At 41.1% G+C, this 26,441-nt stretch carries 27 protein-coding genes, 1 pseudogene and 1 riboswitch; of the genes and pseudogenes, 3 read left to right on the forward strand and 25 right to left on the reverse strand.

Annotation, left to right across the window (positions count from 1 at the left end; all coding sequences use genetic code 11):
* Window positions 1-13 precede the first annotated feature (13 nt).
* The gene (locus DWX65_RS08260; RefSeq protein WP_022244081.1) at window positions 14-1,204 is read right to left on the reverse strand and encodes an acetate kinase; all 1,191 of its coding nucleotides are present in this window, start codon (window positions 1,202-1,204) and stop codon (window positions 14-16) included.
* A 227-nt stretch (window positions 1,205-1,431) separates the two neighbouring features.
* On the opposite strand from DWX65_RS08260, the gene DWX65_RS08265 reads away from it, so the two are divergent.
* The gene (locus DWX65_RS08265; protein WP_118173216.1) at window positions 1,432-2,691 is read left to right on the forward strand and encodes a nucleotidyltransferase; all 1,260 of its coding nucleotides are present in this window, start codon (window positions 1,432-1,434) and stop codon (window positions 2,689-2,691) included.
* A gap of 545 nt (window positions 2,692-3,236) precedes the next feature.
* Here DWX65_RS08265 and DWX65_RS08270 read toward each other — a convergent pair.
* The 11 genes from DWX65_RS08270 to DWX65_RS08325 all read right to left on the reverse strand — a co-directional run bounded on the left by DWX65_RS08270 (window position 3,237) and on the right by DWX65_RS08325 (window position 15,839).
* Window positions 3,237-4,415 carry a phosphoribosylaminoimidazolecarboxamide formyltransferase gene (locus tag DWX65_RS08270; protein ID WP_117841215.1) on the reverse strand — a complete coding sequence of 393 codons (1,179 nt, stop codon included), beginning with the start codon at window positions 4,413-4,415 and terminating at the stop codon, window positions 3,237-3,239.
* Window positions 4,416-4,455: 40 nt separating this feature from the next.
* Complete coding sequence (locus DWX65_RS08275) at window positions 4,456-5,169, reverse strand: IMP cyclohydrolase (RefSeq protein ID WP_118173217.1); 714 nt, start codon at window positions 5,167-5,169, stop codon at window positions 4,456-4,458.
* Window positions 5,170-5,303: 134 nt separating this feature from the next.
* Window positions 5,304-5,384: riboswitch (ZMP/ZTP riboswitch) on the reverse strand.
* Window positions 5,385-5,426: 42 nt separating this feature from the next.
* A complete protein-coding gene (locus DWX65_RS08285) occupies window positions 5,427-6,620 on the reverse strand; it encodes a glycosyltransferase family protein (RefSeq protein ID WP_118173219.1) in 1,194 nt (397 codons plus the stop codon).
* Between the two features lie 24 nt (window positions 6,621-6,644).
* On the reverse strand, window positions 6,645-8,009 hold the full coding sequence (locus DWX65_RS08290; protein WP_117698745.1) for a PFL family protein: 1,365 nt from the start codon (window positions 8,007-8,009) through the stop codon (window positions 6,645-6,647).
* Between the two features lie 104 nt (window positions 8,010-8,113).
* Window positions 8,114-8,398: an ACT domain-containing protein gene (locus tag DWX65_RS08295; RefSeq protein WP_022244074.1), complete on the reverse strand. Its 285-nt coding sequence runs from the start codon at window positions 8,396-8,398 to the stop codon at window positions 8,114-8,116.
* Window positions 8,399-8,433: 35 nt separating this feature from the next.
* A complete protein-coding gene (locus DWX65_RS08300) occupies window positions 8,434-9,231 on the reverse strand; it encodes an MBL fold metallo-hydrolase (RefSeq protein ID WP_117698746.1) in 798 nt (265 codons plus the stop codon).
* Between the two features lie 20 nt (window positions 9,232-9,251).
* The gene (locus DWX65_RS08305; protein ID WP_118173220.1) at window positions 9,252-11,513 is read right to left on the reverse strand and encodes a cell division FtsA domain-containing protein; all 2,262 of its coding nucleotides are present in this window, start codon (window positions 11,511-11,513) and stop codon (window positions 9,252-9,254) included.
* Window positions 11,506-12,120, reverse strand: a complete 615-nt coding sequence (coaE, locus tag DWX65_RS08310) for a dephospho-CoA kinase (RefSeq protein ID WP_118173221.1) — start codon at window positions 12,118-12,120, stop codon at window positions 11,506-11,508. Before coaE ends, DWX65_RS08305 begins: the two co-directional genes overlap by 8 nt.
* 15 nt (window positions 12,121-12,135) lie before the next feature.
* Window positions 12,136-14,772 (reverse strand): DNA polymerase I, encoded by a 2,637-nt coding sequence (gene polA, locus DWX65_RS08315; RefSeq protein ID WP_118173222.1) that lies wholly within the window; start codon window positions 14,770-14,772, stop codon window positions 12,136-12,138.
* Window positions 14,773-14,778: 6 nt separating this feature from the next.
* Window positions 14,779-15,246: an acyl-CoA thioesterase gene (locus DWX65_RS08320; RefSeq protein WP_117947003.1), complete on the reverse strand. Its 468-nt coding sequence runs from the start codon at window positions 15,244-15,246 to the stop codon at window positions 14,779-14,781.
* A gap of 89 nt (window positions 15,247-15,335) precedes the next feature.
* On the reverse strand, window positions 15,336-15,839 hold the full coding sequence (locus DWX65_RS08325) for a cysteine hydrolase family protein (protein WP_117698751.1): 504 nt from the start codon (window positions 15,837-15,839) through the stop codon (window positions 15,336-15,338).
* A 116-nt stretch (window positions 15,840-15,955) separates the two neighbouring features.
* Here DWX65_RS08325 and DWX65_RS14835 point away from each other — a divergent pair, with 116 nt between their 5' ends.
* Complete coding sequence (locus DWX65_RS14835) at window positions 15,956-16,138, forward strand: DUF6774 domain-containing protein (RefSeq protein ID WP_147337975.1); 183 nt, start codon at window positions 15,956-15,958, stop codon at window positions 16,136-16,138.
* A gap of 262 nt (window positions 16,139-16,400) precedes the next feature.
* Here the strand turns inward: DWX65_RS14835 and DWX65_RS15365 are convergent, their stop codons facing one another.
* From DWX65_RS15365 to DWX65_RS08370, 9 genes are all read right to left on the reverse strand, one after another.
* Window positions 16,401-16,538, reverse strand: coding sequence for a hypothetical protein (locus DWX65_RS15365; RefSeq protein ID WP_242986207.1), 138 nt, complete (start codon window positions 16,536-16,538; stop codon window positions 16,401-16,403).
* A 24-nt stretch (window positions 16,539-16,562) separates the two neighbouring features.
* The gene (locus DWX65_RS08335; RefSeq protein WP_199535042.1) at window positions 16,563-16,814 is read right to left on the reverse strand and encodes a DUF3303 domain-containing protein; all 252 of its coding nucleotides are present in this window, start codon (window positions 16,812-16,814) and stop codon (window positions 16,563-16,565) included.
* Between the two features lie 14 nt (window positions 16,815-16,828).
* A complete protein-coding gene (locus DWX65_RS08340; protein WP_147326044.1) occupies window positions 16,829-17,023 on the reverse strand; it encodes a hypothetical protein in 195 nt (64 codons plus the stop codon).
* A complete protein-coding gene (locus tag DWX65_RS08345; protein WP_330414783.1) occupies window positions 17,020-17,685 on the reverse strand; it encodes a nitroreductase family protein in 666 nt (221 codons plus the stop codon). Before DWX65_RS08345 ends, DWX65_RS08340 begins: the two co-directional genes overlap by 4 nt.
* Before the next feature lie 263 nt (window positions 17,686-17,948).
* Window positions 17,949-19,244, reverse strand: coding sequence for a group II intron reverse transcriptase/maturase (gene ltrA, locus DWX65_RS08350; RefSeq protein WP_118173223.1), 1,296 nt, complete (start codon window positions 19,242-19,244; stop codon window positions 17,949-17,951).
* Window positions 19,245-19,333: 89 nt separating this feature from the next.
* Window positions 19,334-19,513 carry a hypothetical protein gene (locus tag DWX65_RS08355; protein ID WP_118173224.1) on the reverse strand — a complete coding sequence of 60 codons (180 nt, stop codon included), beginning with the start codon at window positions 19,511-19,513 and terminating at the stop codon, window positions 19,334-19,336.
* Between the two features lie 221 nt (window positions 19,514-19,734).
* On the reverse strand, window positions 19,735-20,643 hold the full coding sequence (locus DWX65_RS08360) for a radical SAM mobile pair protein B (protein WP_118173225.1): 909 nt from the start codon (window positions 20,641-20,643) through the stop codon (window positions 19,735-19,737).
* On the reverse strand, window positions 20,631-21,320 hold the full coding sequence (locus tag DWX65_RS08365) for a radical SAM mobile pair protein A (RefSeq protein ID WP_118173226.1): 690 nt from the start codon (window positions 21,318-21,320) through the stop codon (window positions 20,631-20,633). Before DWX65_RS08365 ends, DWX65_RS08360 begins: the two co-directional genes overlap by 13 nt.
* On the reverse strand, window positions 21,317-21,754 hold the full coding sequence (locus tag DWX65_RS08370; RefSeq protein WP_117841969.1) for a radical SAM mobile pair system MarR family transcriptional regulator: 438 nt from the start codon (window positions 21,752-21,754) through the stop codon (window positions 21,317-21,319). The genes DWX65_RS08365 and DWX65_RS08370 overlap by 4 nt, the downstream gene beginning before the upstream one ends.
* A gap of 460 nt (window positions 21,755-22,214) precedes the next feature.
* Here DWX65_RS08370 and DWX65_RS08380 point away from each other — a divergent pair.
* A pseudogene (locus DWX65_RS08380) lies at window positions 22,215-22,340 on the forward strand (DUF6061 family protein); the annotation flags it as partial.
* 143 nt (window positions 22,341-22,483) lie between these two features.
* Here the strand turns inward: DWX65_RS08380 and DWX65_RS08385 are convergent.
* From DWX65_RS08385 to DWX65_RS08400, 4 genes are read right to left on the reverse strand one after another with little or no spacing between them, the layout of a single operon-like run.
* Window positions 22,484-23,446, reverse strand: coding sequence for a carbohydrate kinase family protein (locus DWX65_RS08385; RefSeq protein ID WP_118173227.1), 963 nt, complete (start codon window positions 23,444-23,446; stop codon window positions 22,484-22,486).
* A complete protein-coding gene (locus DWX65_RS08390; RefSeq protein WP_117841972.1) occupies window positions 23,430-24,794 on the reverse strand; it encodes an MFS transporter in 1,365 nt (454 codons plus the stop codon). The genes DWX65_RS08385 and DWX65_RS08390 overlap by 17 nt, the downstream gene beginning before the upstream one ends.
* A gap of 18 nt (window positions 24,795-24,812) precedes the next feature.
* Window positions 24,813-25,205, reverse strand: a complete 393-nt coding sequence (locus tag DWX65_RS08395) for a VOC family protein (RefSeq protein ID WP_117841973.1) — start codon at window positions 25,203-25,205, stop codon at window positions 24,813-24,815.
* A gap of 9 nt (window positions 25,206-25,214) precedes the next feature.
* Window positions 25,215-26,243 (reverse strand): zinc-dependent alcohol dehydrogenase, encoded by a 1,029-nt coding sequence (locus DWX65_RS08400; RefSeq protein WP_117841974.1) that lies wholly within the window; start codon window positions 26,241-26,243, stop codon window positions 25,215-25,217.
* Window positions 26,244-26,441 lie beyond the last annotated feature (198 nt).

The raw sequence follows: 26,441 nt of genomic DNA on the forward strand, positions 1-26,441 counted from the left end.
TATTTTTCCTTTTTTAGCCTACCAAAGCTACGGTTTCTCTTGCGATTGCAAGTTCCTCGTTGGTCGGGATAATGCATACGGTTACTTTGGAATCCGGAGTAGAAATAATCTTATCCTCTCCACGAACCATATTTGCTTCCTTATCCATGGTAATTCCAAGATATCCGAAGTATGCAAGAATCTTCTCACGGATGAAAGATGTATTCTCACCAATTCCTGCGGTAAATGCAATGGCATCTACTCCGTTCATTGCAGCCACATAAGCACCGATATATTTTGCTACACGGTAAGCAAATACTTCACATGCTGCAATTGCTCTTGGATTTCCTTCATGATAAGCAGCCTCGAGGTCACGGAAATCACTGGATACACCGGAAAGTCCCTCTACACCGGATTTCTTATTTAATACATCCATAATTCCGTCGATGTCAAGGTTTTCTTTCTTTGCAATGAATTCCATGATTGCCGGGTCAATGTCACCGGAACGTGTTCCCATTACAAGTCCCTCTAATGGAGTAAGTCCCATAGAGGTATCTACACATTTACCATCTAATACAGCACTGATGGATGCTCCATTTCCAAGGTGGGCAACAATCAGTCTGGAATTGTTATAATCAAGATTTAAGAACTCAGCCAGACGTTTGGATACGAAGCTGTGGCTTGTTCCGTGGAAACCGTAACGTCTTACCTTGTATTTCTCATAATATTCATATGGCAGACCATAAAGATAAGCCTTCTGCGGCATGGTCTGATGGAAAGCGGTATCAAACACACCTACCATTGGTACACCAGGCATAAGTTCCTGACATACACGAATACCAATTAAGTTTGCAGGGTTATGAAGTGGTGCAAGCTCATTACACTCTTCCACTTTTGCTAATACCTCTTCATTTAATACAACAGACTGGGCAAATTTCTCACCACCATGTACGACACGATGTCCTACTGCATCAATTTCAGAAAGACTCTTTACCGCACCTGTCTTTGGGTTTACCAGTGCATCCAGTACCATCTGGATACCTTCTTTATGGGTCGGCATTGGCGCTTCTGTTATCTCTTTATCATGGCCAGCAAGCTGGTATACTAATCTTCCATCAATTCCGATTCTTTCACAAAGTCCTTTAGCCAGTACAGCTTCTGTATCTGAATTAATAAGCTGATACTTCAAAGAAGAACTTCCACAGTTAATAACTAATACGTTCATCTGTTTTCTCCTCACTGCTATTTTTTTACGGTTCATTGTTACAAATCCGCATATGTATGTTTAGTATACGCCTATTTTAAATGGTGTTCAAGTACAGTGTCTGAAAAAATGCAAAGAAAAATATTTTTTTCGAAATTCTTCTTATGAATACTTTCCATAAGTAATTTGCCAAAAATATGGGAATAATGCTATGATAGAACTATATTATTTGTAACTTTGGAGGACTTATGCGCATCATAGGAATCATTGCAGAATACAATCCGTTTCATAACGGTCATGCTTACCAGATAGAAAAAATCCGTTCCCTGACCCAGGCTGACTTCGTTATCGCAGCCATGAGTGGAAATTTCGTCCAGCGGGGAGAACCGGCTCTTATTGACAAATATGCACGAACAGAAATGGCTTTAAGCTGCGGTGCTGACCTGGTAATTGAGCTGCCAGCCCTCTGGGCAACTGCTTCTGCCGAACTTTTTGCTTCTGCAGGTGTTGCACTCATGCGTAAATGTGGCTGTATAGACACCCTCTGCTTCGGTGCAGAAACAGACAATCTTTCTTTATTAAAAGAAGTTGCTTCCCTGCTCGTATCCGAACCAGCGAACTACAAAGAAGTTCTCTCTTCCTGTCTCAAAAAAGGAATGTCCTATCCTGCCGCAAGAAGTCAGGCGGTATGCAGCTATTTAAAAGAAGCCAACCCGCAAATCCCGGCCGATGAACTTGCCTGCCTTTTAAATGAGCCAAATAATATTCTTGCTATTGAATATTTAAAAGCGATTCAGGCTCAGAATGCCGCCATCACCCCTTATCTGATTCAGCGGACCGGAGACAGCTATCACGAAGCGGCACTTAACAGCAGTCTTTCCTCTGCCACTGCCATAAGAAAAGAGCTTCTTTCAAACGGCTGGAATGACATCACTGCATTAAATCCATATCTGCCGGAAGCTGCTTATTCTATTTTAAAAGAATATCTTAATCTTTATCCGCCGGTTTCTGCCAATGATTTTTCTGCTCCGCTCTCTTACCTTCTGTTACAGCAGAGTGAAGCACAACTGGCTTCCTATGGTGATTCCACTGAAGCAATTGCCCGCCGGATAAAAAATATGCAAAAACAGTTTCATTCCTTTGAGCAGTTCTGCCAGTTACTGAAAACAAAGGATATGACTTATACCAGAATCAGCCGGATTTTCACGCACCTTCTGCTTCAGATTACATCTGAAGATTATCGTTTGGGAAAATCTTTAGATTATATTCCTTATCTTCGTATCTTAGGATTCCGCAAAGACGCCTCCCGGCTCCTCACGATTTTAAGCAATTATGCGGATGTTCCGATGATTTCTAAGAGTGCCAACGCAGCCTCTATGCTATCTTCTGATGCTGCACGCCTTTTTGATCTGGATGTCTTTGCCGGAGAATTATATGAAAACATCCTGTCCGGAAAAACCGGGCAGGATGCCAGAAGCGAGTTTGTACGCAATATTGTAAGGGTGTGAATTTGCCGTGCCGTCTGATTCCACCATTTGGTTGGTGGGAAAATCAAAAGAGCGTTTGATAAGAACTAAGATTTTGATTGTAAAAGGACATCTTAGTTCTTTGGCAGTAAAATTTCAGCAGTTCTTAGCAGTTTGTTTTTCTTGAATGTAAACTGTCTTTCCGTTGCTTTGACTGGATGTCTGCACTGTCCGTCGGGTACGGATGCTCTATAAAGCCTGCAAGGGGCACTGGGAATTTCGGATAATACATCACATTATCTGGCAACCGGCGCAAATTCACATCCATGTTCAAATGCGCCTCGCTGGCACATCCCTGTGCCAGCGAGTCCTGTTGCCAGACGAAATTCCAAGTGCCCCTAACAGCCTTTATTATGCATCCGTACTTCGACGAACCGTACAGACATCTTGTCAAACATTGGAAAGACTGTTTTTATCTCAAAAAGAAAAACAAACTGCTTAGTAACTGCGGAATTTTATAGCAGGAACTAAATGTCCTTTCACAAAGCAAAATCTTATCTTCCAACTCCAATCCTCTTTTCCAGCTCTTAGTGGTGGAACAGACGGATTCCGGTAAAGCTCATCACCATACCATATTTGTTACAGGTTTCGATTACATGGTCATCACGGATAGATCCGCCCGGCTGTGCTACATACTGCACGCCACTTCTGTGGGCGCGTTCGATGTTATCTCCAAATGGGAAGAACGCATCAGAGCCAAGAGATACTCCGGTATTCTTATCTAACCATGCACGTTTTTCTTCTGCCGTAAATACAGCAGGTCTGGTCTTAAATATCTTCTCCCATTCGCCATCTGCAAGTACGTCCATATAATCCTCGCCAATGTATAGGTCGATTGCATTATCACGGTCAGCTCTGCGGATTTTATCTAAAAATGGCAGATTCAGTACCTGTGGAGACTGGCGTAACCACCAGTTATCTGCTTTGGAGCCTGCTAATCTGGTACAGTGGATACGGGACTGCTGTCCGGCACCAATACCGATTGCCTGTCCGTCTTTTACATAACATACGGAGTTAGACTGTGTATATTTTAAAGTAATCATGGAAATTGCCAGATCTCTCTTTGCTGATTCCGGCAGCTCTTTGTTTTCTGTTACAATATTGTCAAAGAAATGCTCGTCAATATTTAACTCATTTCTTCCCTGCTCAAAGGTAACGCCAAATACCTGTTTCCGCTCGATTGGGTCTGGAATATAGTCAGGATCAATTTCAATGACATTGTAATTGCCATTTTTCTTTGCTTTTAAAATTTCTAATGCGTCATCATCATAGCCCGGTGCAATGACTCCATCAGATACTTCTCTTTTAATTAAAAGTGCGGTTGCTTTATCACAAACATCAGAAAGAGAAATGAAATCTCCGAAAGAGGACATACGGTCAGCGCCTCTTGCTCTTGCATATGCATTAGCAATCGGTGTAAATTCTACATCCATGTCATCTACCCAGTAAATCTTACGCTCTACTTCAGAAAGTGGAAGTCCCACTGCTGCACCTGCCGGAGAAACATGTTTAAAAGAAGTGGCTGCCGGAAGTCCGGTTGCTTTCTTTAATTCTTTTACTAACTGCCAGCCATTGAATGCGTCTAAGAAGTTAATATAACCTGGTTTACCATTTAATACTTTGATTGGCAATTCGCCATTTTCCATGTAAATTCTGGATGGTTTCTGATTTGGGTTACAACCATATTTTAATTCTAATTCTTTCATTTTTATTTTCCTCTCTCGCACAAATCTTATTCACAAAATCCTATTTGTTCTTGTTTACAATGCGGCTTTCATATTTTCCGGTTTCAATATCAATATATCTTACAAATAAAGATACCTTGTTATCTGCATTCAGATTATTCCATACCAGCTCGGTAAATGCATCAATGTCACCTCCGATATCAACCAGTACCGGTTCGCCTTCAAAGCTTGGTAATGGATTTCCATCATTCATATAAGTATGAATGAAATGTCCTTCCCCAACTACCGGATTCTCATAAGCAAATGTATAACGGTTGCAGGCATCCGGATTACCATTGTTGCTCTTTAAAATAGACATTGCATAATTGTATTTTCCATCTTCTACATGCATGATTCCGGAAATACGCGGTGTATAGTTAGGTGCGTCCGGCTCAAATTCTCTGGTTCTTAATGCCTGTTCGAAGGTCTGCTGTTTATCCATCAGTTCATAAATGGTATCTGTCTGGTCTCCATTGGTTACAATGGTCTTATTACCCAGTACGCGAACCGGTGCATAAATAATAAGACTTGGGTCACTTAATTTTGCAGGGTCAAATGCCTGGGTACGGATTCCTTCTCCATCCTCAACAAATACACGGTTACGGCTGTTCTCGCTTCTTCCCATGATAAAATAAGCAGTTACCGCATACTTTCCATTCTTCGACTTTCCAATTACAATTCCTCTTCCCGGATAAGTAGTGCTTCCAAGTTCTTCTGCTAATGAAGTCATCTTCATTTTTGTTCCTCCTTCTTACGCTCCATGTAATTTTTAAAGTTGCTGCAGCTTTCGTCAAAGTCTCTTTCTCTTTCGAATTTTCCCTGTGACTTTTCCTGCTTGAATGCATAAAAAATACCGACACGTATCCCGAGCTTAACTGCCCAGACGGTCGGCTTCCTCAGGTCATACTTCATGTGGTTATTCCCACGGTTCCGTCAGTCATATGACCTGAATTTAGTAAAACATATTCCAAAACACTTGTCAAGGAATTCTTCCTATAAGAACTCTCTCAGACGTTCTGCACGGTTCGCCCAGGTATCTTCCTTAAGTGCCCGTTCATAAGAATATTCTATGATTTCTTTCATTTTCTTCGGATGCCCCAGCATGGATAATACCTGCTCCGGCAATGCATCCAGATGCTCTAACTCATAAAATGCCAGATCCTTTCCGTCACAGAAACGCTCCTTTAAATAAATGCTGCCATCTGTCAGGGATACTGCTTTATTTAACATGGCTGTAAAAATTCTGTCATGGGCTCCATCCTTAAACCACGGCATGGTATTCAATGCAATCTTGGTATTCCGGATGATTTTTACGCATTCGGCAGAATCAAGCTGCCTTCCGTTTAAAATAAGATTCTCCGGATGTTTTACCTTAAGATTCTCCCACCCTTTGCCAAAAACATGTACCCGTACTCCATTGTCTACCAATGTCCGCACCGTTTCTCCACGGAAATAAGTCCGGTTATACATATCCAAAAAAAGCATTCCTGCAAAGCATGCCATCAGCTCCCGCTCCGTTACTTCCGGAATCTCCCGGCGGACAAAATGCTCCATGGCAGAATCTAACGGCTCTGACGGATGCAGGCGGAGATAATTTAATATCTCATGATAGAAATCAATATATTCCTTCGTCTGGCTGGTAAAATGCTCTTCAATTGCCGGAAGATGCACATAGTTTGCGATAAAACCCACTTCATATTCCCGGTTCTCATATGGAATAAAATCTGTTGGGACTCGCTCTTCCCCATCCATCAGAAAATTCCCTGCCAATGGTAAAAAATGACAGGGAATCCCTTTATAAAACCGTTTCATATAAGAAATATGCTGGCGGTCGATACAGAACACAGTCAGATTCGGAATTGTCTCATCAAGCTGCTTATGATAATACAACGGATGGTCCACAAGAATACAATAGACCGGAATATTTCTGCTGGCAAAGACAGACTGAGACTCTGTCTCCAACAGGAACTCCTCTCCGCTTAATCCGATAAAGTTAAAGGTAATGACTGCGGTCTCGCCACTTTTTAAAAAGCGGCTTAATCGTTTTGTGTCAGCATATTCTGCCTGAATGTCAAAGAAGAAAATCTGATATCCCATCTTGCGAAATGACGCTGCCATCTCATGCGAAAAATAAGTTAATGTTTCTACGCCTCGTTCAAAAAACACAAGTTTACGGATATCACTCATTTTCTTTCTCCATTTCAAAAAATCCTAGTTCTTAAAGCTGTGAATTGGTGCAGGAATTCTTCCCCCACGGTTGATAAATGCATCACAGGAATACTGGTTTACCGGCATAATCGGTGCATAGCCGAATAATCCACCAAATTCTACAGTATCGCCTACTCCCTTTCCGATTACCGGAATCAGACGGGCTGCTGTAGTCTTCTGGTTAATCATTCCAAGTGCCATTTCATCTGCAATAATACCGGAAATGGTAGTTGCCTTGGTATCACCCGGAATTGCAATCATATCGAGACCTACGGAACATACACAGGTCATTGCTTCTAATTTCTCCAGTGTAATGGCATTTGCCTGTACTGCATTAATCATTCCCTGGTCTTCGCTGACCGGAATAAATGCACCACTTAAACCACCAACATAAGAAGATGCCATTACGCCGCCCTTCTTAACCTGGTCATTTAAAAGAGCAAGGGCTGCTGTCGTTCCCGGTGCACCTGCATATTCAAGACCAATTTCACAAAGAATATCTGCTACACTGTCTCCGATTGCAGGAGTTGGTGCCAGAGATAAATCTACAATACCAAATGGAATATTTAAAATTCTCGACGCTTCCTGTGCTACAAGCTGACCTACACGGGTTACTTTAAATGCAGTCTTCTTGATGGTCTCACATAATACTTCAAAGTTCTCTCCACGGACTTTTTCCAGTGCAGTCTTTACAACACCCGGTCCGCTGACACCAACATTGATTACCGCATCTGCCTCTGTTACGCCATGGAATGCGCCTGCCATAAACGGGTTGTCATCCGGCGCATTACAGAATACAACCAGTTTCATACAGTCTACAGAATCTCTGTCCTTAGACTGCTCTGCCACCTCTAAGAGAATCTCTCCCATTAATTTTACAGCATCCATGTTAATTCCGGTTTTTGTGGATGCAAGATTTACAGAACTGCAGACTCTTTCGGTACGGCAAAGTGCCATTGGAATAGAACGGATTAAAAGCTCATCTGCCTTTGTCATTCCCTTGGATACCAGTGCAGAATATCCACCAATCAGGTTTACTCCTACTGCTTTGGCTGCTGCATCCATAGTATCTGCGATGGTTGCAAAATCTTCCGGTGTCTTGCAGGCTGCCCCGCCAACCAGTGCAATTGGTGTAACGGAAATTCTTTTATTTACGATTGGGATTCCAAATTCCTGCTCAATCTGATTTCCTGCTGATACCAGATCCTTTGCCACTGTAGTAATTTTCTTATAAATGTTATCGTTTAACTTCTTTAAATCAGAATCAATACAATCCAAAAGACTGATTCCAATGGTAATGGTACGGACATCTAAGTTCTCATGCTCCACCATTTTATTGGTTTCGCTTACTTCCATTATATTAATCATTTTTTGTCTCCTATATTCTGCCTTTCTACGCAGCTCATTTCCTGTATTTTCATTGATACGCCTTAGTGACCTGCCAACAGCAGTTCCCTTTTATGTAAGTCGTATTAAATTCTGTGCATCATATCAAAGATTTCTTCTCTCTGACATTTGATGGTAACACCGATTTCCTCACCTAATTTTTCCAGTGCTGCAGAACACTCAGCAAATGGTGTTTTGGATGTATTTAAATCAACAATCATCATCATATTGAAGAATCCGTCAATGATAGTCTGTGAAATATCCAGTACATTGATATGCTGTTCTGATAAATAAGTACAAACTTTTGCGATAATTCCTACAGTATCTTTTCCTACTACAGTAATAATTGTCTTGCTCTGTGTCTTTTCCATTTTGTTCTCCTCTTATTTTTGCTTTCTTAATATTCTTAAATCCGGATAAGCTCAGACACTTCGTCCCGCTTTGCTACCTGGATTGGAAAATCATTTCCGTGGTACGGGTTCTCACCCTGTTCTACTTCCTGGCGCACTGTCTCATATGCCAGTTCTGCCAGATTATTTTCCTTGCTCAGATGCCCCAATACTACTTTTTTAAACTTATCATGCAGAAGCTGCCCTAAAAATTGTCCACTGCTCTCATTGGAAAGATGTCCTCTGTCCCCTAATATCCGCTGTTTCAGAGGATAAGGATAACTGCCCACCTGAAGCATACGCACATCATGATTTGCTTCTAACAATAATACATCTAAATCCTGCAGCTTGTCTATAAGATAATTGTCATATTTCCCCAAATCGGTAATGACCGCCATCTTTTTATCTGACTGTTTCATGATGTATGCCACCGGATTTGCGGCATCATGGGAAATGGATACCGGCTCCACCGTAATATCTCCAATCTGAAATTCCACTCCTGCTTCGATAGGATGAAACAATGTCTCATCTACTTTTCCCACACTGGAAATCCCTTTGACTGCCTCAATGGTCTCTGCCGTGGCATAGATTGGAATTCCATATTTTCTTGCTACCACGCCAAGACCGGAAATGTGATCTGAATGTTCGTGGGTCACAAGCAGTGCCTGCATTTCCGCGGTTTTCAAACCGATACTGTTTAATCCTGCTTCAATGCGCTTTCCACTGATTCCGGCATCAATCATCAGATGGCTGCTTTCTGTTCCTGCGTAGATACAGTTTCCACTGCTTCCACTTGCAATACTGCATAATTCCATTTTCTTATGTCTCTTTCTATTTAGTAATTCTCTTTCCAGTACACTTCAATTTTATCGCCATCCTGCAATACCTGTGTATACTGGGCATCCATGCCATTAATTAAAGTTACAATTGCTCTTCCATGGGATGCTGACAAATCAAAATCAATATAATCAAAAATATCCACAAATACATATTCTTCTTTGCCACTTAAAGTAATTTCCTGATTGTTTGCAATAATATGTAATTCTTTGCTTTCCGGCTCTGCCGGTTTCTGCACCGGTGCATCGGCTGCTGTTTCTGCTGCAGCATCTGTATTCGTTTCAACTGCCGGCTCTGCACCTGCCGTTTGAATGCCATCTGCTGCATTTTCATCCGCAGCATTTTCGCCTGTCACAGGTTCAGCTGCCACAGAAGCTTCTGTCTCATGAACTTCAGCTGCACTGTCTGTGCTTTCTTCTGTTGAAACTTCTTCTTCCAGTCCGGCATCAAATCTGTGGTCTGCCTGTCCATAGGAAATATGACGTTCACCGCTTTCATAGGCAGAAGCACTCCATTCGATTTCAAAGTTCTCATAGCAAAGGGAACCCATATCTGCCGGTTTTCCATTTAAGATAATTCCGGCTTCTTCATCAATCCGCACATCCATAAACTCTGCCAGCTGTCCAATGGTATAGAAGTTTCTGGTTTCGATTTCGTCCCCTTCCTGAATAACATAATTAGAAGGTTCAAGGCTTCCATTGACCTGAACAAATTTCGGGCAGGTAATATTGATGCCATTGACCTGGAAGGTAATGGTGGAGGATGTATATTCATCTAACTGTTCAATCGTAGATACGGCTTCTTTTCCAATGGTAGAGGCTTCTATGGTAATCTCGGAATTCGGAACCAGTGGTGTATTGATGCTGACTACTCTTCCGTCCACTTTAACAATGGCTGATTCTCCCGGTTCTCCACGGACGATTCTCGGCTTTCCATTTACGGTAAACTCCACTGCCTTGCCCCGTCTTGGGAACAGTGCTTCATTCGGGAAGCCCGCCTGCAATGCAGCGTCCACAATGGTAAGATGGCTGTTATCATAAAGCTTTAAGCGTTCTCCGTTAAACCGGACCATAATGAAATTATTCTTCTGGTCATAATAATTAAGACAGATTCCAATCGGTGTTACCAGTAATGGGTCTTTCTTAATCTCTTCCTGTGCAAAATGAACCTCTTTTAAAACTTCTTCTCCACGTAATGCTACACGCTCTCTTGGAATTTCAAGTTTGTCTGCAAGCATTTCCGTAAATCCATGGATTTTGCCGCCACCACCAACTACGAAGGCTGCACTGACCGATTTATCACCATTTAACTCTTTGATTTTCTCTGCTACCTCAGTAGTAATCTTATCTACCGTATCATGGGTTAAATCCCAGATTTCTTCGGATGGAATCGTATGGGTAATGCTCATGATATCTGTAAATTCCACTTCATCCGCCATACCGGATGTCAGCTTCATATGTTCTGCCATATTAAAATCCACCAGATAATGCTGTACAATTAATTCGGTCAGCTCATCTCCGGCATAAGGAATCATGCCATATGCAATAATGCTTCCGTCTCTGGTGACACAGATGTCAGATGTTCCGGCTCCCACATCAACCAGTGCAATATTCAACATACGAAAGGCCTCCGGAATTGCTACGTTGATTGCAGCAATAGGCTCCAAAGTCAGATTGGCAACATTTAATCCAGCCTGCCCTACTGCGGAATACAGACCATCTACAACGTCCTCCGGCAGGAAGGTTACGATAACATCCTCCGAAATTTTCTCTGCCTTATGTCCTTCGATATTGGAAAAGACTTCATCATTGATATAATATTTTACAACGGAATATCCCACACAGTAAAATTTGTAACGGGTATCATTCCTCTCTTTTAAAATCTGCTGGGCATGGTCTACTCCCAGTAAATCCAGAGTATGTATATGTTCTGCAGTTACTACGGTCTCTTCTGCGAATTCATATTCCACGCTGGTGGTCACGGTTTTCAGTACACGACCAGCGGCAGCAATGCAGACATCGGTAAGCTTTGCCTCTAACTGCCCTTCTAATTCTGCCTTTACTTCTGCAATTGTTCTGCCTACTCTTCCGATGTCATGAATCTGACCATCCAGCATAGCTCTGGTTTCATGCTCTTTCATATACTGGGCTGCCACATAGAAGTCTTTGCCTTCCCGATATCCAACTGTTCCAACTACGTTTCTTGTTCCGATATCCAAGCCAAATACAAATTGATTTGCATTCTGTTCTGCATTATCCATTGGTATTTTCTCCCTCATTCTCTATTATCGTTTTTACCTGTGCAATGGTTTCTTCCGTCGTACCATTATTATCAATTACCACTTTGCAATGTCTGCGGTATTCGTTCTCGCAAAGCTGGCTTTCAAACATTTCACTGATTTTTTCATCACTGTAGCCTCTCGACTGCTTCAGCCTTGCTCTGCGATTCTCCTCTGAAGTATAAATATACCATAATTCATCGCAAATTTCATCATAATGTTCTTCGATTAATAATGCCGCTTCCAATACCAGATAACGAAGCCTGCCTTCTTCCTTTTCCTGCTCTAACACATGAAGCACATATTCCTTTACTGCCGGATGCAAAATCTCATTCATTCCATTCCGTCTGGCTTCATCCTTGAAAATAATGGCTGCCGCCTTCGGACGGTTCATCTTCCCCTTTTCATCAAAAACATCTGTTCCCGCAAACAGCTCCTGCAATTTTTCGTTACAGGACTGTCCCGGCTCGGAAAGTTCTCTTGCAATATCATCCGCCAGCATTACTTTCGTATCTTCTCTGCCGGCAAGGTATTTTAATATTTCTGTTTTTCCGGCTCCTACGCCTCCGGTAATTCCGATAAATTTCATAATTTCTGCCTTATCCTATTTTGCTTCGTACCAGTTATTTCCGGCATGCATATCTACCTCTAAGGTTACCGCAAGGTCTGCTGCATGAAGCATTTCTTCTTTCAAAATCTTCTCTACCTGCTGCTGTTCTTCTTTACAGGTCTCAACCAAAAGTTCGTCATGTACCTGTAAAATCAGTTTTGATTTCAAGCCTTCCTCTTTCAGGCGGTCATGTACATGAATCATGGCTATTTTAATAATATCTGCTGCAGAACCCTGAATCGGTGCATTCATTGCCACACGTTCTCCAAAGGAACGCTGCATGAAATTACTGGAGGATAACTCCGGCACCGGTCTTCTTCTGCCAAACATTGTTGTGACATAGCCTTTTGTCCTGCCATCCTCTACCAGTCCGTCTAAGAATGTCTTGATTCCCGGATAGGTTTCAAAATAGCTCTTAATATACTGTTCTGCTTCTTTTCTTGTAATACTTAAATCCTGACTTAATCCGAAGGAACTGATTCCATAGACAATACCAAAGTTTACCGCCTTTGCATTTCTTCGCTGCAGTGGTGTTACTTCTTCGAACGGCACATGAAATACCTTGGATGCAGTAATCGCATGAATATCTTCTGCATGCTTATATGCATCAATCAGATTTTTATCTCCTGACATATGTGCCAGCAGACGAAGCTCTATCTGGGAATAATCCGCATCTAAGAATACATAACCTTCTCTCGGTAAAAACACTTTACGAATCAGCCGTCCCAATTCCATCCGGATTGGAATGTTCTGTAAATTCGGGTCTGTACTGCTTAAACGTCCGGTGGCTGTTATGGTCTGCTGGAATGTACTGTGAATCCGTCCATCCTCTGCAATAAATGCAGCCAGTCCGTCGGCATATGTGGATTTTAATTTGGTCAGCTGACGGTACTCTAATATTTTTGATACAATCGGATAATCCGGTGCCAGCTTTTCCAGTACATCTGCTGCAGTAGAATATCCGGTCTTGGTCTTCTTGCCGTTTGGCATCTGCAGTTTTTCAAAAAGAATCACGCCAAGCTGTTTTGGTGAATTGATATTAAAGGTTTCACCGGCTTCTTCGTAGATTTCTTTTTCAATTTTGTCTATGGATACTGCAAGATTCTCTCCATATTCTTTTAAGGCATCTGCATCAATGGCAATGCCTTCCTTTTCCATATCGGATAAGGTATATACCAGTGGCATTTCTATTTTATCAAAGAGTTCTTTCATGCCCTCTTCTTCTAACTGCTTTGCCAGCGGCTCTTTTGCCATTAAATTAATGTATGCCTGATAACATGCCATTTTCAGGAATTCTTCCGGCTTTTCTTCCGATGCTGTGACAAAATCTTTCTTTCCAAGATAATCCTCTTTTGATGGCACCATCAAATCAAGATAGTCTTTTGCAATGTCTTCATAAGCATAGTCATTTTTCAATGGGTTTAATAAATAAGCTGCTATTTTCACATCAAAAATATGACTTTTTTCATCGGCTTCTATCCATCTAAGCTGTGGTTTTAAATCAAAGGTGCAAAGCTCTACGCCTGCTACAAGAAGCTGTCTGCTCTGTTCGAATAGATACTGCTTTGTCACAAATCCCGCAACCGGAATATATGCCACATCTTCTTTTGTGCATGCAACTGCAAGTCCAAGCACAACATCCTTTTCATAAATCAACTGGAAGCCTGCTGCCTGCTGCTTCTTTGCCTTTTCAAAAAAATCTTCTACCCCAGCAAAATCCTCGATTCGTTTAAAGTTTTCCTCTCCGGTATTTACCGGTGTGTCCACTTCAAACCGTTTCAAAAGATTCTTAAATTCCAGACGCTTACACATCATATAAGCTTCCGGTGTATATAAATTGCCAATTCTTGCTTCCCTGATATCATATGGGATGTCTGCATCTATCTTAATGGTAGCCAGTGTCTTACTCAACTGTGCCATATCATAATGCTCTTTTAACATCTCTTTCGCACGGTTTGGCTTAATCTCTTCTACATGGGCATATGCATTTTCAATGCTGCCATATGCCACAATCAGGTTCGTGGCTGTCTTTTCGCCGATTCCCGGTACACCCGGAATATTATCTGCGGTATCGCCCATCAGCGCCTTTACATCAATAAACTGCAATGGTGTAACCTGATATTTTTCCAATACCTCTTTGGTATTATAATCTTCGATTTCCGTTCCGGTCCGCTTAGTCTTTGGAATCCGGATCTTAATATGGTCACTGGCAAGCTGCAATAAGTCCCGGTCTCCGGACACTACAGACACTTCATAGCCTGCTGCTTCACTGCGCTTTGCTATGGTTCCCAATAGGTCGTCTGCTTCCAAGCCTTCTTTTTCAATTACCGTAACTCCCATGGCACGCAGCATTTCTTTCATCAGCGGTACCTGCTGCCGCAATTCTTCTGCCATCGGTTTTCTCGTTCCCTTGTATGCATCAAACATCTTATGACGGAATGTTGGTGCATGCACATCAAAAGCAACCGTAAGATACTCCGGCTGCTCTTCCTCTAATATTTTAAATAAAATGTTTAAGAAACCATATACTGCATTGGTATGAAGTCCCTCTGCATTGGTCAAATCCGGTAATCCAAAAAATGCCCGGTTTAATATACTGTGTCCATCGATCAGAACTAATTTTTCGCTCATCTTGTCCTAACTTTCCTCATCCATCATCTGGAAGAATTTTGTATCTATCTCAGGGTATGACCGTTTCAAGGAAATCGGCTTGCCATTACGATCTAAGAAGCAGTGCTCACTGGCTGCAATGGTACGGAGTTCTCCGGTCTCTTTGTCTGTCATACGATAACGGACACTGAGTTTGATTCCATTGTAACCTGCAATGGCTGTTTCAATAACAACAGTATCTCCGAATCGTACCATGCTCTTATATTCACACTGTACAGACAGCACCGGACTGATAATTTCCTGGTCTTCCATCTGTTTATAGCTGAAGCCCATCTGATCCATCAAGTCCATGCGTGCCTCTTCCATCCAACGGATATAATTGGAATGATGCACAATCCCCATCTGGTCTGTCTCATAATATTTTACATTGTGCTCATACGGTTTTACCTTAATTGGTGTTACTCCATGATAAATATCAACTCTTGTATCCTTCATATCTGTCACCTTCCTTACGAAACGATTATACTCAAAAAACGAACGACGTTCAAGCGTCGAAGGGATTCTTTTCGAATTATTACGCCTTTCTACTCTCCAATTACCTGAATCTGACACATTTTCATAGTAGTAAGCGCCGCCTTATGGGATTCCGGCGTCACTCCGGCACAACATGTAGCATCTACTGTAATCTCTACATCTGGAAATTCCGCTTTCAAAATCAAGGCATTAGATACCACACAGATATCCGTACAAAGTCCGCATAATTCTATTTCTTCAAAGTTTCTCTCCGACCAGTGTGTCCATCCAAAGGTCGGTTTATTAATACAGCTGCATCCCGGCACCTCCAAGCCTTCTGCAATCTCCCAGCCCTTTGTTCCTTCAATGCAATGCTCCACCGGAAGCTTCTTTCCCTCCGGTGTACTAAGATAATCTGACTGATGGGTATCCCTGGTAAAAATGATCTCGTCCCCACGCTCCTGATACTCTTTGATTTTCTCTTTTACCTTCGGTACAATTTCTTGTGCCTCTCTGGTTCCAAGTGAACCATCGATAAAGTCATTCTGCATATCTACTACAATCAGTGTTTTCATATTTGATTCCTTTCATTCCCTTTTACCAATTATCTATCGGAAGTTATTTTCTTTTATTATACACATTTTCTCTGACAGTTGCATACCATATCATAAATATCTTATGGTCAACCGCTATGTCAAACTGTACAAATCTTTTTTACCTCTCCACAATTTCCTGCCAGTTGTCCGAATGCCTGTCGACCGATGAACTTACGCTCCTTGCTGCAGACCTGGTGGTATTAAGTGATATGCTTGCAAATCTTGCCGCCCGGAAATCAATCTGTGAGCCTGCTGCTTCTGCGGAAGATGTACCATAACTTACCTACCGGACTTGCCACCGGCAGCCTCTTTCGGATGCCCGACAGCAAAAATGCAGAGAAGTATCTCTATAAACTACTTCTCTGCATTCTTTTATAATGTCTTGGTAAAGCAAATAATTCTGTTTGCTTCTGTAAAATTCATTGCTTTATGAAATAGAACACTATCTATAGTATCCAACCGGACTGGTTTTTGTTCCTTCTACATAATCATACCGCAACTGGCATTGTGCAAAGCCAATTGGAATATCATTTTCATATTTCAAAAAAATTGAGTGTTTCTTTTTTCCATAATTTCTGAGAATTCAGTAATCAGTTCACTGACCGAATGGCTGTCCCACATTTGTACTGCTAAATTTGCCAGTATTTCTAAATCCTGTTTTTCTGCTTTTCGTACCATATTGTTCCTCCAAACCTGAATTGTCTACTTCTTCATTTTTTCGCTCATTTCATGGCTACTTATTACCGGTATAAATGTAAAATCAGTAACATCATTCCAATTCGAAGCCCACTCCTGCAACACTTCCAAACTTTCAGCTTCATTGATTTGATAACAGGTATTACCGTCTTCTGCAACCCGACTGTTGACATAGGTTACACCTGTTGGCATCATCCGCCCTTTTTCATGAAATCTCCTGTAAACAGCTTCTTTGTCTTTATATTTTTCAATTACCATATATAGCATAGTTCCTACCTCCAAATCAGACTTTCTACTTTACTCAACTCCTCTGTAATCTCATTTACACGCACCTCGTTACAATCCCCCATTTTCATCATTTCCAAAATCATATGCTGTCTATTTTCATCTCCCAGTGCAAGCAGAATTTTCTGGCATTGTTCAAAATCTGCCGCCAGCTTATCTATATCTTTCTTTGTATGCATCATTTTACCTCATGTCCAGTTACTGCTTCAAAGTGATATTTGACAATTCCAAGATCTATCTTAGAATAAAATCCTCCAAGATTTTTTGCTGTAACTTTTCCATTTTTCAGTTCCAACTGAAACTTCTGCTGGTTTACGGCAGTAGGTGCAAGACTTACTGCTTCCATACCTCTGTCAAACCATTCTGTACTCTGGTCTGCCTTTCCAAGTTCCACTATACTCTTACTTTTATGTGGAACTCCCTGTGTTTTTCCATATCCCAGTGAAATAATGATTAACAGTTTCTGTCCTCTTTCTATTTCTGCTTTTGATTTACCATGCGTCATTGCTACCCAGCAGGTATTAAGACCAAGTTCCTGACATTTCAAAACAATCTTCTCACCATAATATCCCGCCTTTTCCTGATCATTCTTATTTCCAACAATGGCAATATAATTCTTCACATTTTCAAACTTCCCATAATGAGCCATAAAGGAATTAAAGCACTTCGGTTCGTCATAAAAAGCCTGAATTGATAATTTACTCTCAGCATTGACGTCATTTATCAAAGAGTTGATTTCTTCTCTTTTCGATGGTTCGATAGTCTGATTTTTATACTGTCTTACGCTGTGTCTTTCTTTCATAATTTCTAATATATCCATTACAATATCCTCGCTTTCGTTCATCTAATTAAATCAAGTATATCATATCTTCCCATAAAAAATTCAATGGTAAAGAAAATCAAGACGATTAAAAATAGATAACCATATTTCAGGTTATCTACTCTTAATTTCTGATTTATTCAGTTTTAGAACCTGTAATTGATAAAACATACAACTTCCGGTTTTCCAATTCCATAGTCGAGTAGACTAAGACCTCTCAATCTTAGCCCCTCACAGATCCGTACGTGCGGCTTTCCCGCATACGGCTCCTCGTAGTAACATTCGCTTCAATATAAACAATAGTACGTTTTAGGTTTTGCTAACGGGTAATACTTGAGCATTTCCACAAATCCATTCCATGTGTATGCCCGTCTACAACCTCTCCGATTCATGGCTTTGAATAGAAACTGTTGTACTCTGTGCAGGAATGTTGTTATCTTCCGAAAATTCCATGTAACACCATAATACCGATAGTGTCCAATTAGTTTTACGTTCAACTCTTTAATTATTTCTCGCATTGGTCGATTTCGATTATCGTAAATCCAGTTCTTGTATGCTCTAACCTTTTGCTCAAACTTCTTTCTTGAAGTCTGTACCTTTGGTACGAAACCTCCCTTTCGAGTTTTGCTACAGTAGAAGGTAAATCCCAGAAAATCAAATGTTTCAGGCTTACATTCTCCTCTTGCTCTACGATTCTGCTCTGCAAATCTCCCAAATTCAATCAGTCTGCTTTTACTACTTTCCAGCTCCAGTCCAAACTTTTCCATTCGTTCCTTTAACTCTTTATAGTATCTTTCAGCTTCTGACTTATATTGAAATCCTGCAACAAAATCATCCGCAAAGTTGACGAGAAAACACTCTCCCTGCATTTTCCTTTGCACCACCAGCTTAAACCACAGCGTCAGCACATGATGCATGTATATATTTGCAAGCATCGGACTCATTACTGAGCATTGTGCCGAACCTTCCTCTGTTGGCTCGAATTTTCCTTGCTCCATTATTCCTGCTTTAAGGTATTTACGTATTAGCCACAATAAGTTCCTATCCTGTATATTCCATTCAAGGAACTTCATCATCCAATCATGGTCGATATGGTCAAAGAAACCTTTGATATCGGCATCTACGATATAGCTGATTTTTCCATAGCTTATCCGTTGGTATACTTCTTTTATTGCTTCGTGACACCCCCTATTCGGTCTGAATCCATACATGCAGTTTAGGAATCTCGGTTCATAAATAGCTCCCAGTATTTTCTTCACTGCCATTTGTACAATCTTATCTTCATAGGAAGCAATCCCTAATGGTCGTTTCTTTCCATTTCCTTTAGGTATATATACCCTCAGTGACGGAAGTGGCTTAAAGGATTTGTTTTTCAACCTCTGTACCAGTTCCTTGATATTTCTATCAAGGTTCTTCCCATACTCATCCTTAGTTACCTTGTCAATTCCGACTGCTTTGTTCCCATCTAATTCCTTATGGCATTGCTTTAGCATATCTTCATTTATCAAGTGGTACACTGATGTAAATATAGGATGTTTTGATGTTGCCGATATCTCAGCTATTCTTACTAATTTCGTTTCCATTATTTCCTCCGTCCCTGAGTACGGATAATGTGTCCTCAGTAAGACCTTTACTATGCAATCCCCTTCCCTCCATCGGCATTGCCCGATTTCTACAGTACTATGGGATTGTCCGACCACCTACCATTCATTTGAAATCCTCCGTTTTCAGTTGCAACTTCATACTCTTCTTCGAGAAATGGCAGGTTCTCCCCAGTTGATGTGTATTCACAATGTAAAACATGATTGGTTCTCTGACTCCGCAGTGCCACATAATACTCGCTATATCGCATTACATGATATTGTCTTCCGCACCAGTTAAGACGTCGACCGACTGAAGTTAACGTTTCGAAGCTTAATCACTATTCAACCCTGCTTTCTTGCTGTCTACGCTTGTCAGATGCCGTTACCGGCATCATCCCAAGACTCGCTATTATCTGGTTGGCTAAACCTTGGATAAACCGGAATCCCACCGGCTTGACTACACACCCTTAGCTGGGCGCACAACTGGAATTTAACGATTTCTTTTTCCGGTATTCTCTGTCCCACGGATTTCCTCATGATAGAAATAATCTACGATCACCGGATGCCCCTGCGGGACTCTGCCATAAGGCATTTCATTATCCACAAAGGCACAATCATACTTCTTAGCCATTTTCTCAGCTTTTACTTCAAGTGCTTCAAAGTAGCTGCGATTATGCTTGTTATAGATCTCGTCGTAAAGTGGTACAAGATCAGGATATTTTCCGGCGATATAATCCATAATTGTCTTTTTGAAACCGCCTCGAAGATTGAGATTTTCGAGCCAGAACAGATCGCACTGATTCTTTACCCGCTCAAAGATTGCTTCAAAATCCGTGATACCGGGGAATACCGGGGATACGAAACAGACTGTACGGATACCTGCCTCATATACCTGCTTCATAGCAGTGATACGGCGCTCAATGCTCGAAGCAGAGTCCATATCGTTCTTGAAATTTTCATCTAGTGTGTTGATCGACCATGAAACGGTTACACGTCCAAGCTTCTTCAACAGATCAATATCCCGTACCACAAGATCCGACTTTGTGCAGATCAGAATATCTGCGTCACTGCCGATCAGCTGCTCCAGAAGTTTTCTGGTATTCCCGAATTGCTCCTCCTGTGGATTGTAGCCATCTGTCACAGAACCGATGACCACCCGCTGTCCGGCATATTTCTTCGGATTTTTAATTTCCGGCCAATGCTTCACATCAAGGAAAGTGCCCCATTCCTCCTTGTGGCCAGTAAAGCGCTTCATAAAAGAAGCATAGCAATACTTGCAGGCATGTGTACAGCCCACATAGGGATTGACCGAGTAACCGCCTACCGGCAGACTAGACTTAGTCATGATATTCTTTGTTTCCACCTCACGAATGAGGATTCCATTTATTACTTCTTCCATGATTTCTGTACCTCTAACACTTTATTAAATTCTTCCGGCATTTCCTGAATCATATTTTCATCCCCTATGATAGGGACAAGGTCTTCCTTCATAAACACCGGAATGCCGAGCTTATGTGCCTGGTCCGTCAGAGACCATGCCCATTCCGGCTCCGTATGAATCTTCCTGCTCTGAGCTCCGGTCATGGTGCCGACAACGATCCAATTGATTCCAGAAAGGTCAACTGTGCCGAGATCATCGAATAACGGCTCAAAGGTAACATGGTAATGTTTTGCTCTGACGTTTTTCCGAAGGGCGTCGATACGCCACCGTTCTGCTTTCCTCGTCACCGTAACGCCAAACCATGCGTTTTCCAGATCGGTATCAAAATCCAGCAAATCAGGTCGCTTGGTAAGGAACAGGAACTGATGCTGTGGATTTTCACGGATCTTTGCAAATACCTCGTCTCTCCATTCCGGCTTCCATCCAGAGAGATCGCTCATGCCGGTAAGAAGAAAGTTCTGCGGACGTTTCTTTTCCATCATCTTAAGCTTACCCGGAAAGAATTCAGGGTCAGCGAAATCATCAATCATATGCCAGCGTTTCACGTTGTTGCGGGCATAGCAATATGTACACCCCACTGTGCAGCCAATGACGATATTCATGTTCTGAATCTGATCTTTGATACAAATACTCATGACTTCTGCCACTCCTCAAGATTCTTTCTGATGCGGTCGAGGCATTCCTCAAACCGGGTAATTTCTTCCTCTGAAAAACCTTTGTAGTAAATACTGCCCATCTCATCAGATACAGAATCGTACTCTCCCTTTAAGGCATGTGCTTTCTCAGTCAGAAACAGGAGTGTTTTCCTTTTGTCCGTTTCAGACTGAACACGGCTTATCAGCCCTTGATTTTCCATTCTTTCCAGCATCGTAGTAAGAGATGTTATCGCTAATCCGCATTTAGTCGAGAGTGACCTGATTGAGATACCATCCTCCTGCCACAGCACATAAAGAATACGTCCCTGAGCTCCATTAAACGCATCAATATCCTTTTCACTGAGAATCTTCTCGAAAATCCGGTCTCCAAGCTGTTTTATTTTGGTGACAAGAAATCCTCCATTCATTTCCATACAAAAGCTCCTATATAGTAGTTTATTAAAAACATACTATATAGGAGCTTTATTGTCAAGAGTTTATATGTCTTAATAGGTAAATTCCGTTTTTTTCAATTCTCCAAACTGGAATTGAGATTTCACCTGTTTTAAGAGATTTAATAACTGTTATATTTTGTTATTAAATTCTCCGCAAACCCTTGAAAATACTGAATTTATCGCAGGTGAGCTTTCCCTTATTGTTTCCCTTGTATTATATCATCGCACCAGTGTTTACGAACTCTGATAAGGGCAAATACAAGGGCACAAGAGGTCCAGTGGACCTCTGCTCTGTGCCGACCGAAGCGGCAGCGGAGACCAAGAAATCTGATAACACATTATAACACAAAATGAAAGTGACATGGTGAACTGATTGAAATGCTTCTGATTTTTGTAACAAATGATTGATTGAATGATAAGGAGATAAAATACGACGAGAATAATATTTGCAGAATACAATCCACAGCTTAATAGTATTGATGTTTATATATCTGCTGGCTATATGCTCCGCATTGATTGTTGGGAATCAGAAAAGCATTTAAAGACTACACCAGAATCAGACTGTACATGGGGCGAAGAACACAGGGAATAAAACTTATCGTAATTTACATAAAATACAAGCAGGAGCAAATATCGAAAGTTGTCCTGCTTATATTTTTGTTAAAAATAGGGGCGTTTTTATAGCCCCAATTTTGTCATATACATTCATTATTTCTGCATAAATTCAAACACTGCTTCTTTTGTCGGAATCGCAGGGATGCCACCTCTCTTTTGCACACACAATCCAGCAACTGCATTTCCCAAAACAGCACACTTTTTGATTTCTTCCCATTTCATTTTTTCAACATTCTTATTCATGGAAAGGATACTGCATAATACGCCTCCCCAGAATGAATCACCTGCCCCAGTCGTGTCGACCGCATGTATCTGAAATGCTTTGATGATTTCTTTTCTGCTTTTTGTTGCCATAAGAACACCCTGTTCTCCCAATGTAATGGCTACCAGCTTTGGTCCCATAGCAAGGAGTTGGTCTGCGGCCTGCTCATAACTTTCGGCCTCTGTCAACAAAATACTCTCTTCATCCGATACCTTCATGACATCTACCAATTCTATGACAGATCTCATTTTTTTCACTGCATCCTCTTTGCTCTTCCAAAGAGACGGTCGATAATTCGGATCATAGGAAATAAATGCACCCGCTGCTTTTGCCATTTTTACCGCTTCAATCGTTGTACTTTCTGCCGGTTCATCTGTCAGCGATAATGATCCAAAATGAAAAATTCTACAACCTGAAATTAATGTCTGATCCAGTTCTTCTTTTTTTAACTGTGTATCTGCACCTGGTTTTCTTGCAAAAGAAAAATTCCGTTCTCCACTTTCACCGATTTCCACAAATGCCAACGTTGTAAAATAACCCGGGTCTTCAACAATAGCATCTGTATTGATTCCTTCCTTTTGCAATGTCTTCTTTAAAAATTTACCATGCATATCGTTTCCAACTTTTCCAATAAAAGATGTGCGATACCCAAAGTGGCTTGCAACGGTTAGAAGATTTGCCGGAGCACCGCCGGGATTCTGTTCGAACAATTTTCTCCCATCCTGACTGTGTCCTGCTTCCGTAAAATCAATCAGCAATTCTCCCAATGCCACGATATCAACTTTTTCTTCCATTTTTCAGTTCCTCCACAATCTCGTTATAACGTTTTTTATTTAACCGGTAGAAAAATAATACAACCGCAGTCACAATCCACAGTGCACCCGGAATCGTCGTAAATGCATGTTTCATAATTGAAAGTACAGCCGCATTCTGTGTCTGATTTGCAATATAGCCACATTTTCCAAGTAATCCTGCTAAAAGTGCTGTTCCAACTGCCATTCCGATTTTATTTCCAAGTGAAATAAATGCATACTGAAAACCATCATTTCTAAGTCCGGTTTTCCACTCCCCATATTCCACACAGTCTGGAATAATTGCATAGATTGCAGTATTAAATCCAGAGAAGAAAAACTGTGTCAGACCAGATAAAGCATAAAAAATAGCCGGTGATTCTTTGGCATTAAAGAAAAACATAGACAACATGGAAATTCCTGTAAATAAAGCAAAGAGAGATGCTGTTCTTCCTTTGTTATTCAACTTGCGGAATAATGGTTGAAAACAGGCTGCCCCGATGATAGAAGGAATAATGATGCACATCGAATAAGTTGTGTAGTAGGAGGCATTCCCTTCCACATATGTAAAGTAATACAGAATATCTGCGTTTCTACCGTACAGTGTAAATCCAAATAATATCTGTCCTGCCAATGCAAGAAGATATGGTCTGTTCTGCATAACCGCTTTCAACTGAACCTTTACAGAAATTTTTTCTTTTTCCGGAGTAATCACTGCCTCTTTCGTCTTCGCAAAGCAGAAGAAATGACAGGCTGTAAAAATACATCCATATATGACCGCAACCGTCAGATATCCTGTCTTTGCACTATGACTGCCGAATTTGCTGAGCAGTGGAACTGTGATAATATTTAACACACCAATTGCAATCATCGCTGCAACCGAACGGGATGTATTTATTTTTGCACGTTCATCAATATCCTGTGTCATAGCACCACACAAGGTTCCATATGGAATATTCACACAGGTATACCCCAAAACCAGCAGACAATATGTAATTACCATATAAATAATCTTTCCATTCTGCGGCCAGTCGGGTCTTGCCCAGAATGTCATAACAAGAAGAATCGCTGTGATTGGTGCCGCTACTAACAACCATGGACGGTACCGTCCCCATCTCGATTTTGTTTTATCTGTAAGTCCCCCGACGATTGGATCATTGATTGCATCCCAGAATCTTGAAAAAAGCATAAGTGCTGACACAGCCGCCATACTGATTCCGAACACGTCTGTATAAAATATCATCAGAAAATTACTGACAAACATCCAGCTGAAATTACATCCAACATCACCAAACCCATATGCAATCTTACTGATCAGCGGTACTTTTCCATTTTTGTTTTCGCTTCCCATATGTCCCTCCTGTTTTTATCAGAGTTTCTGACAGAACTCTATTCTTTCCTCATTTGGTCCCTTAATCATAAAAAACTTCACACCATTTTCCCAAAATGGCAGTTCTTCGATTCCGTCTGTGATAACTGTGTATTTTTCATTGCAGATTTTCTGATATATACTCTCAATGTCTTCCACATCAAGAGCAACATGCTGGTATGCACCGTCTGACATTGCCGCCTGCCCATTTTCAAAAGTCTCTATACAGTAATTTTTTATCTGTAAAAATGCCACTTTTTCCCCTGCTTTTTCATTATAAGTCTGCATAATTACTTCAAATCCAAGACCCCTATAAAACTCAACTGTTTTCTGTAAATCGTTTGTCGGAAGCCCGACATGGGCAACTCCGACAATTCCATATTTATTTTCCATACGAACTCCTTACTTTTCACTGACGTTGATAATTACTTTCATCGTTGTCTCGCGGTTATCATCAATATACTGGTATGCCTTCAGATAATCTTTAAAAGCAAATGTCTTTGAGATAAGCGGTTTCAAATGAACTTTGCCCTCATTTACCAGTCTGATTCCATCTATATAATCATCATGGCGGTACATCATCGTGCTCTTAATGTCAAGTTCGTGGTCATTTGCCACTGCAAGATCTACTTCTGCCATTCCTGCAAAAACAGCCACCAGTACAATCGTGCTTCCTTTTCTTGCATATTTAATTGCCTGTCCCATTGTGATATTGTTTCCGGCACAGTCGTAGATTACATCCGCCTTATCCGGTCCAAATGCTTCGATCATTGCCTCACCAAAGTCTTTATCTTTGGTATTCACACACACATCAATTCCACATTCTTTTGCCTTTGCCAGTCTAAGATCACTGATATCTGTGATCATCACTTTCGCTGCCCCCATTCCTTTTGCTGCCTGTGCTACAAGATTTCCGATCGGTCCCGCTCCAAGGACTGCAATATTCATGCCAGCCACATCACCCATCTGTTTTACACCATGAACTGCCACAGCAAGAGGTTCGATCATAGCTCCTTCTTCATAGGACATATCTTCTGGAATAGGTGTTACTTTAGATGCATCCACTGCAAAATACTCAGATGCTGTTCCTGTCGTTTGAAATCCCATTACTTTTAATTCCTCACAGAGATTATACTTTCCATGACGGCATGGATAGCAGTGTCCACAATATACCTGTGGCTCTATCGTCACCTTCTGTCCCACATGAAACTCTGTGACATTTTTTCCAAGTTCTGTGATCTCACCGGAAACCTCATGTCCCTGTGTTACCGGATATTTTGTAAACGGATGTTTTCCATGATAAACATGAATATCTGATCCACAGACACCAATATTCATAATCTTTACCAAAACCTGATTTTCCTTTACCTCCGGAACCGGAACCTCTCTGAAAATAATTTCTCCTGGATTTGTCATTACCTGCTGTAACATAATTGCTTCCTCCTTTTTTATATTGTTTTATTTTATGTTTTATTAAATGTTTTATTAAAGTAATTACATTATCATCCTTTAAACATATTTTGTCAATATATTTCTCTCAATTTTACGCATTGCACAATTTGCAGATATGCTTTTTGTATATATTTTCTAATCAACGCACAAAAAAACGGAAAGAAAACCTCACTTATC

The organism is Roseburia sp. AF20-18LB (assembly GCF_003461185.1).
Taxonomy (GTDB): domain Bacteria; phylum Bacillota; class Clostridia; order Lachnospirales; family Lachnospiraceae; genus Roseburia_C; species Roseburia_C amylophila.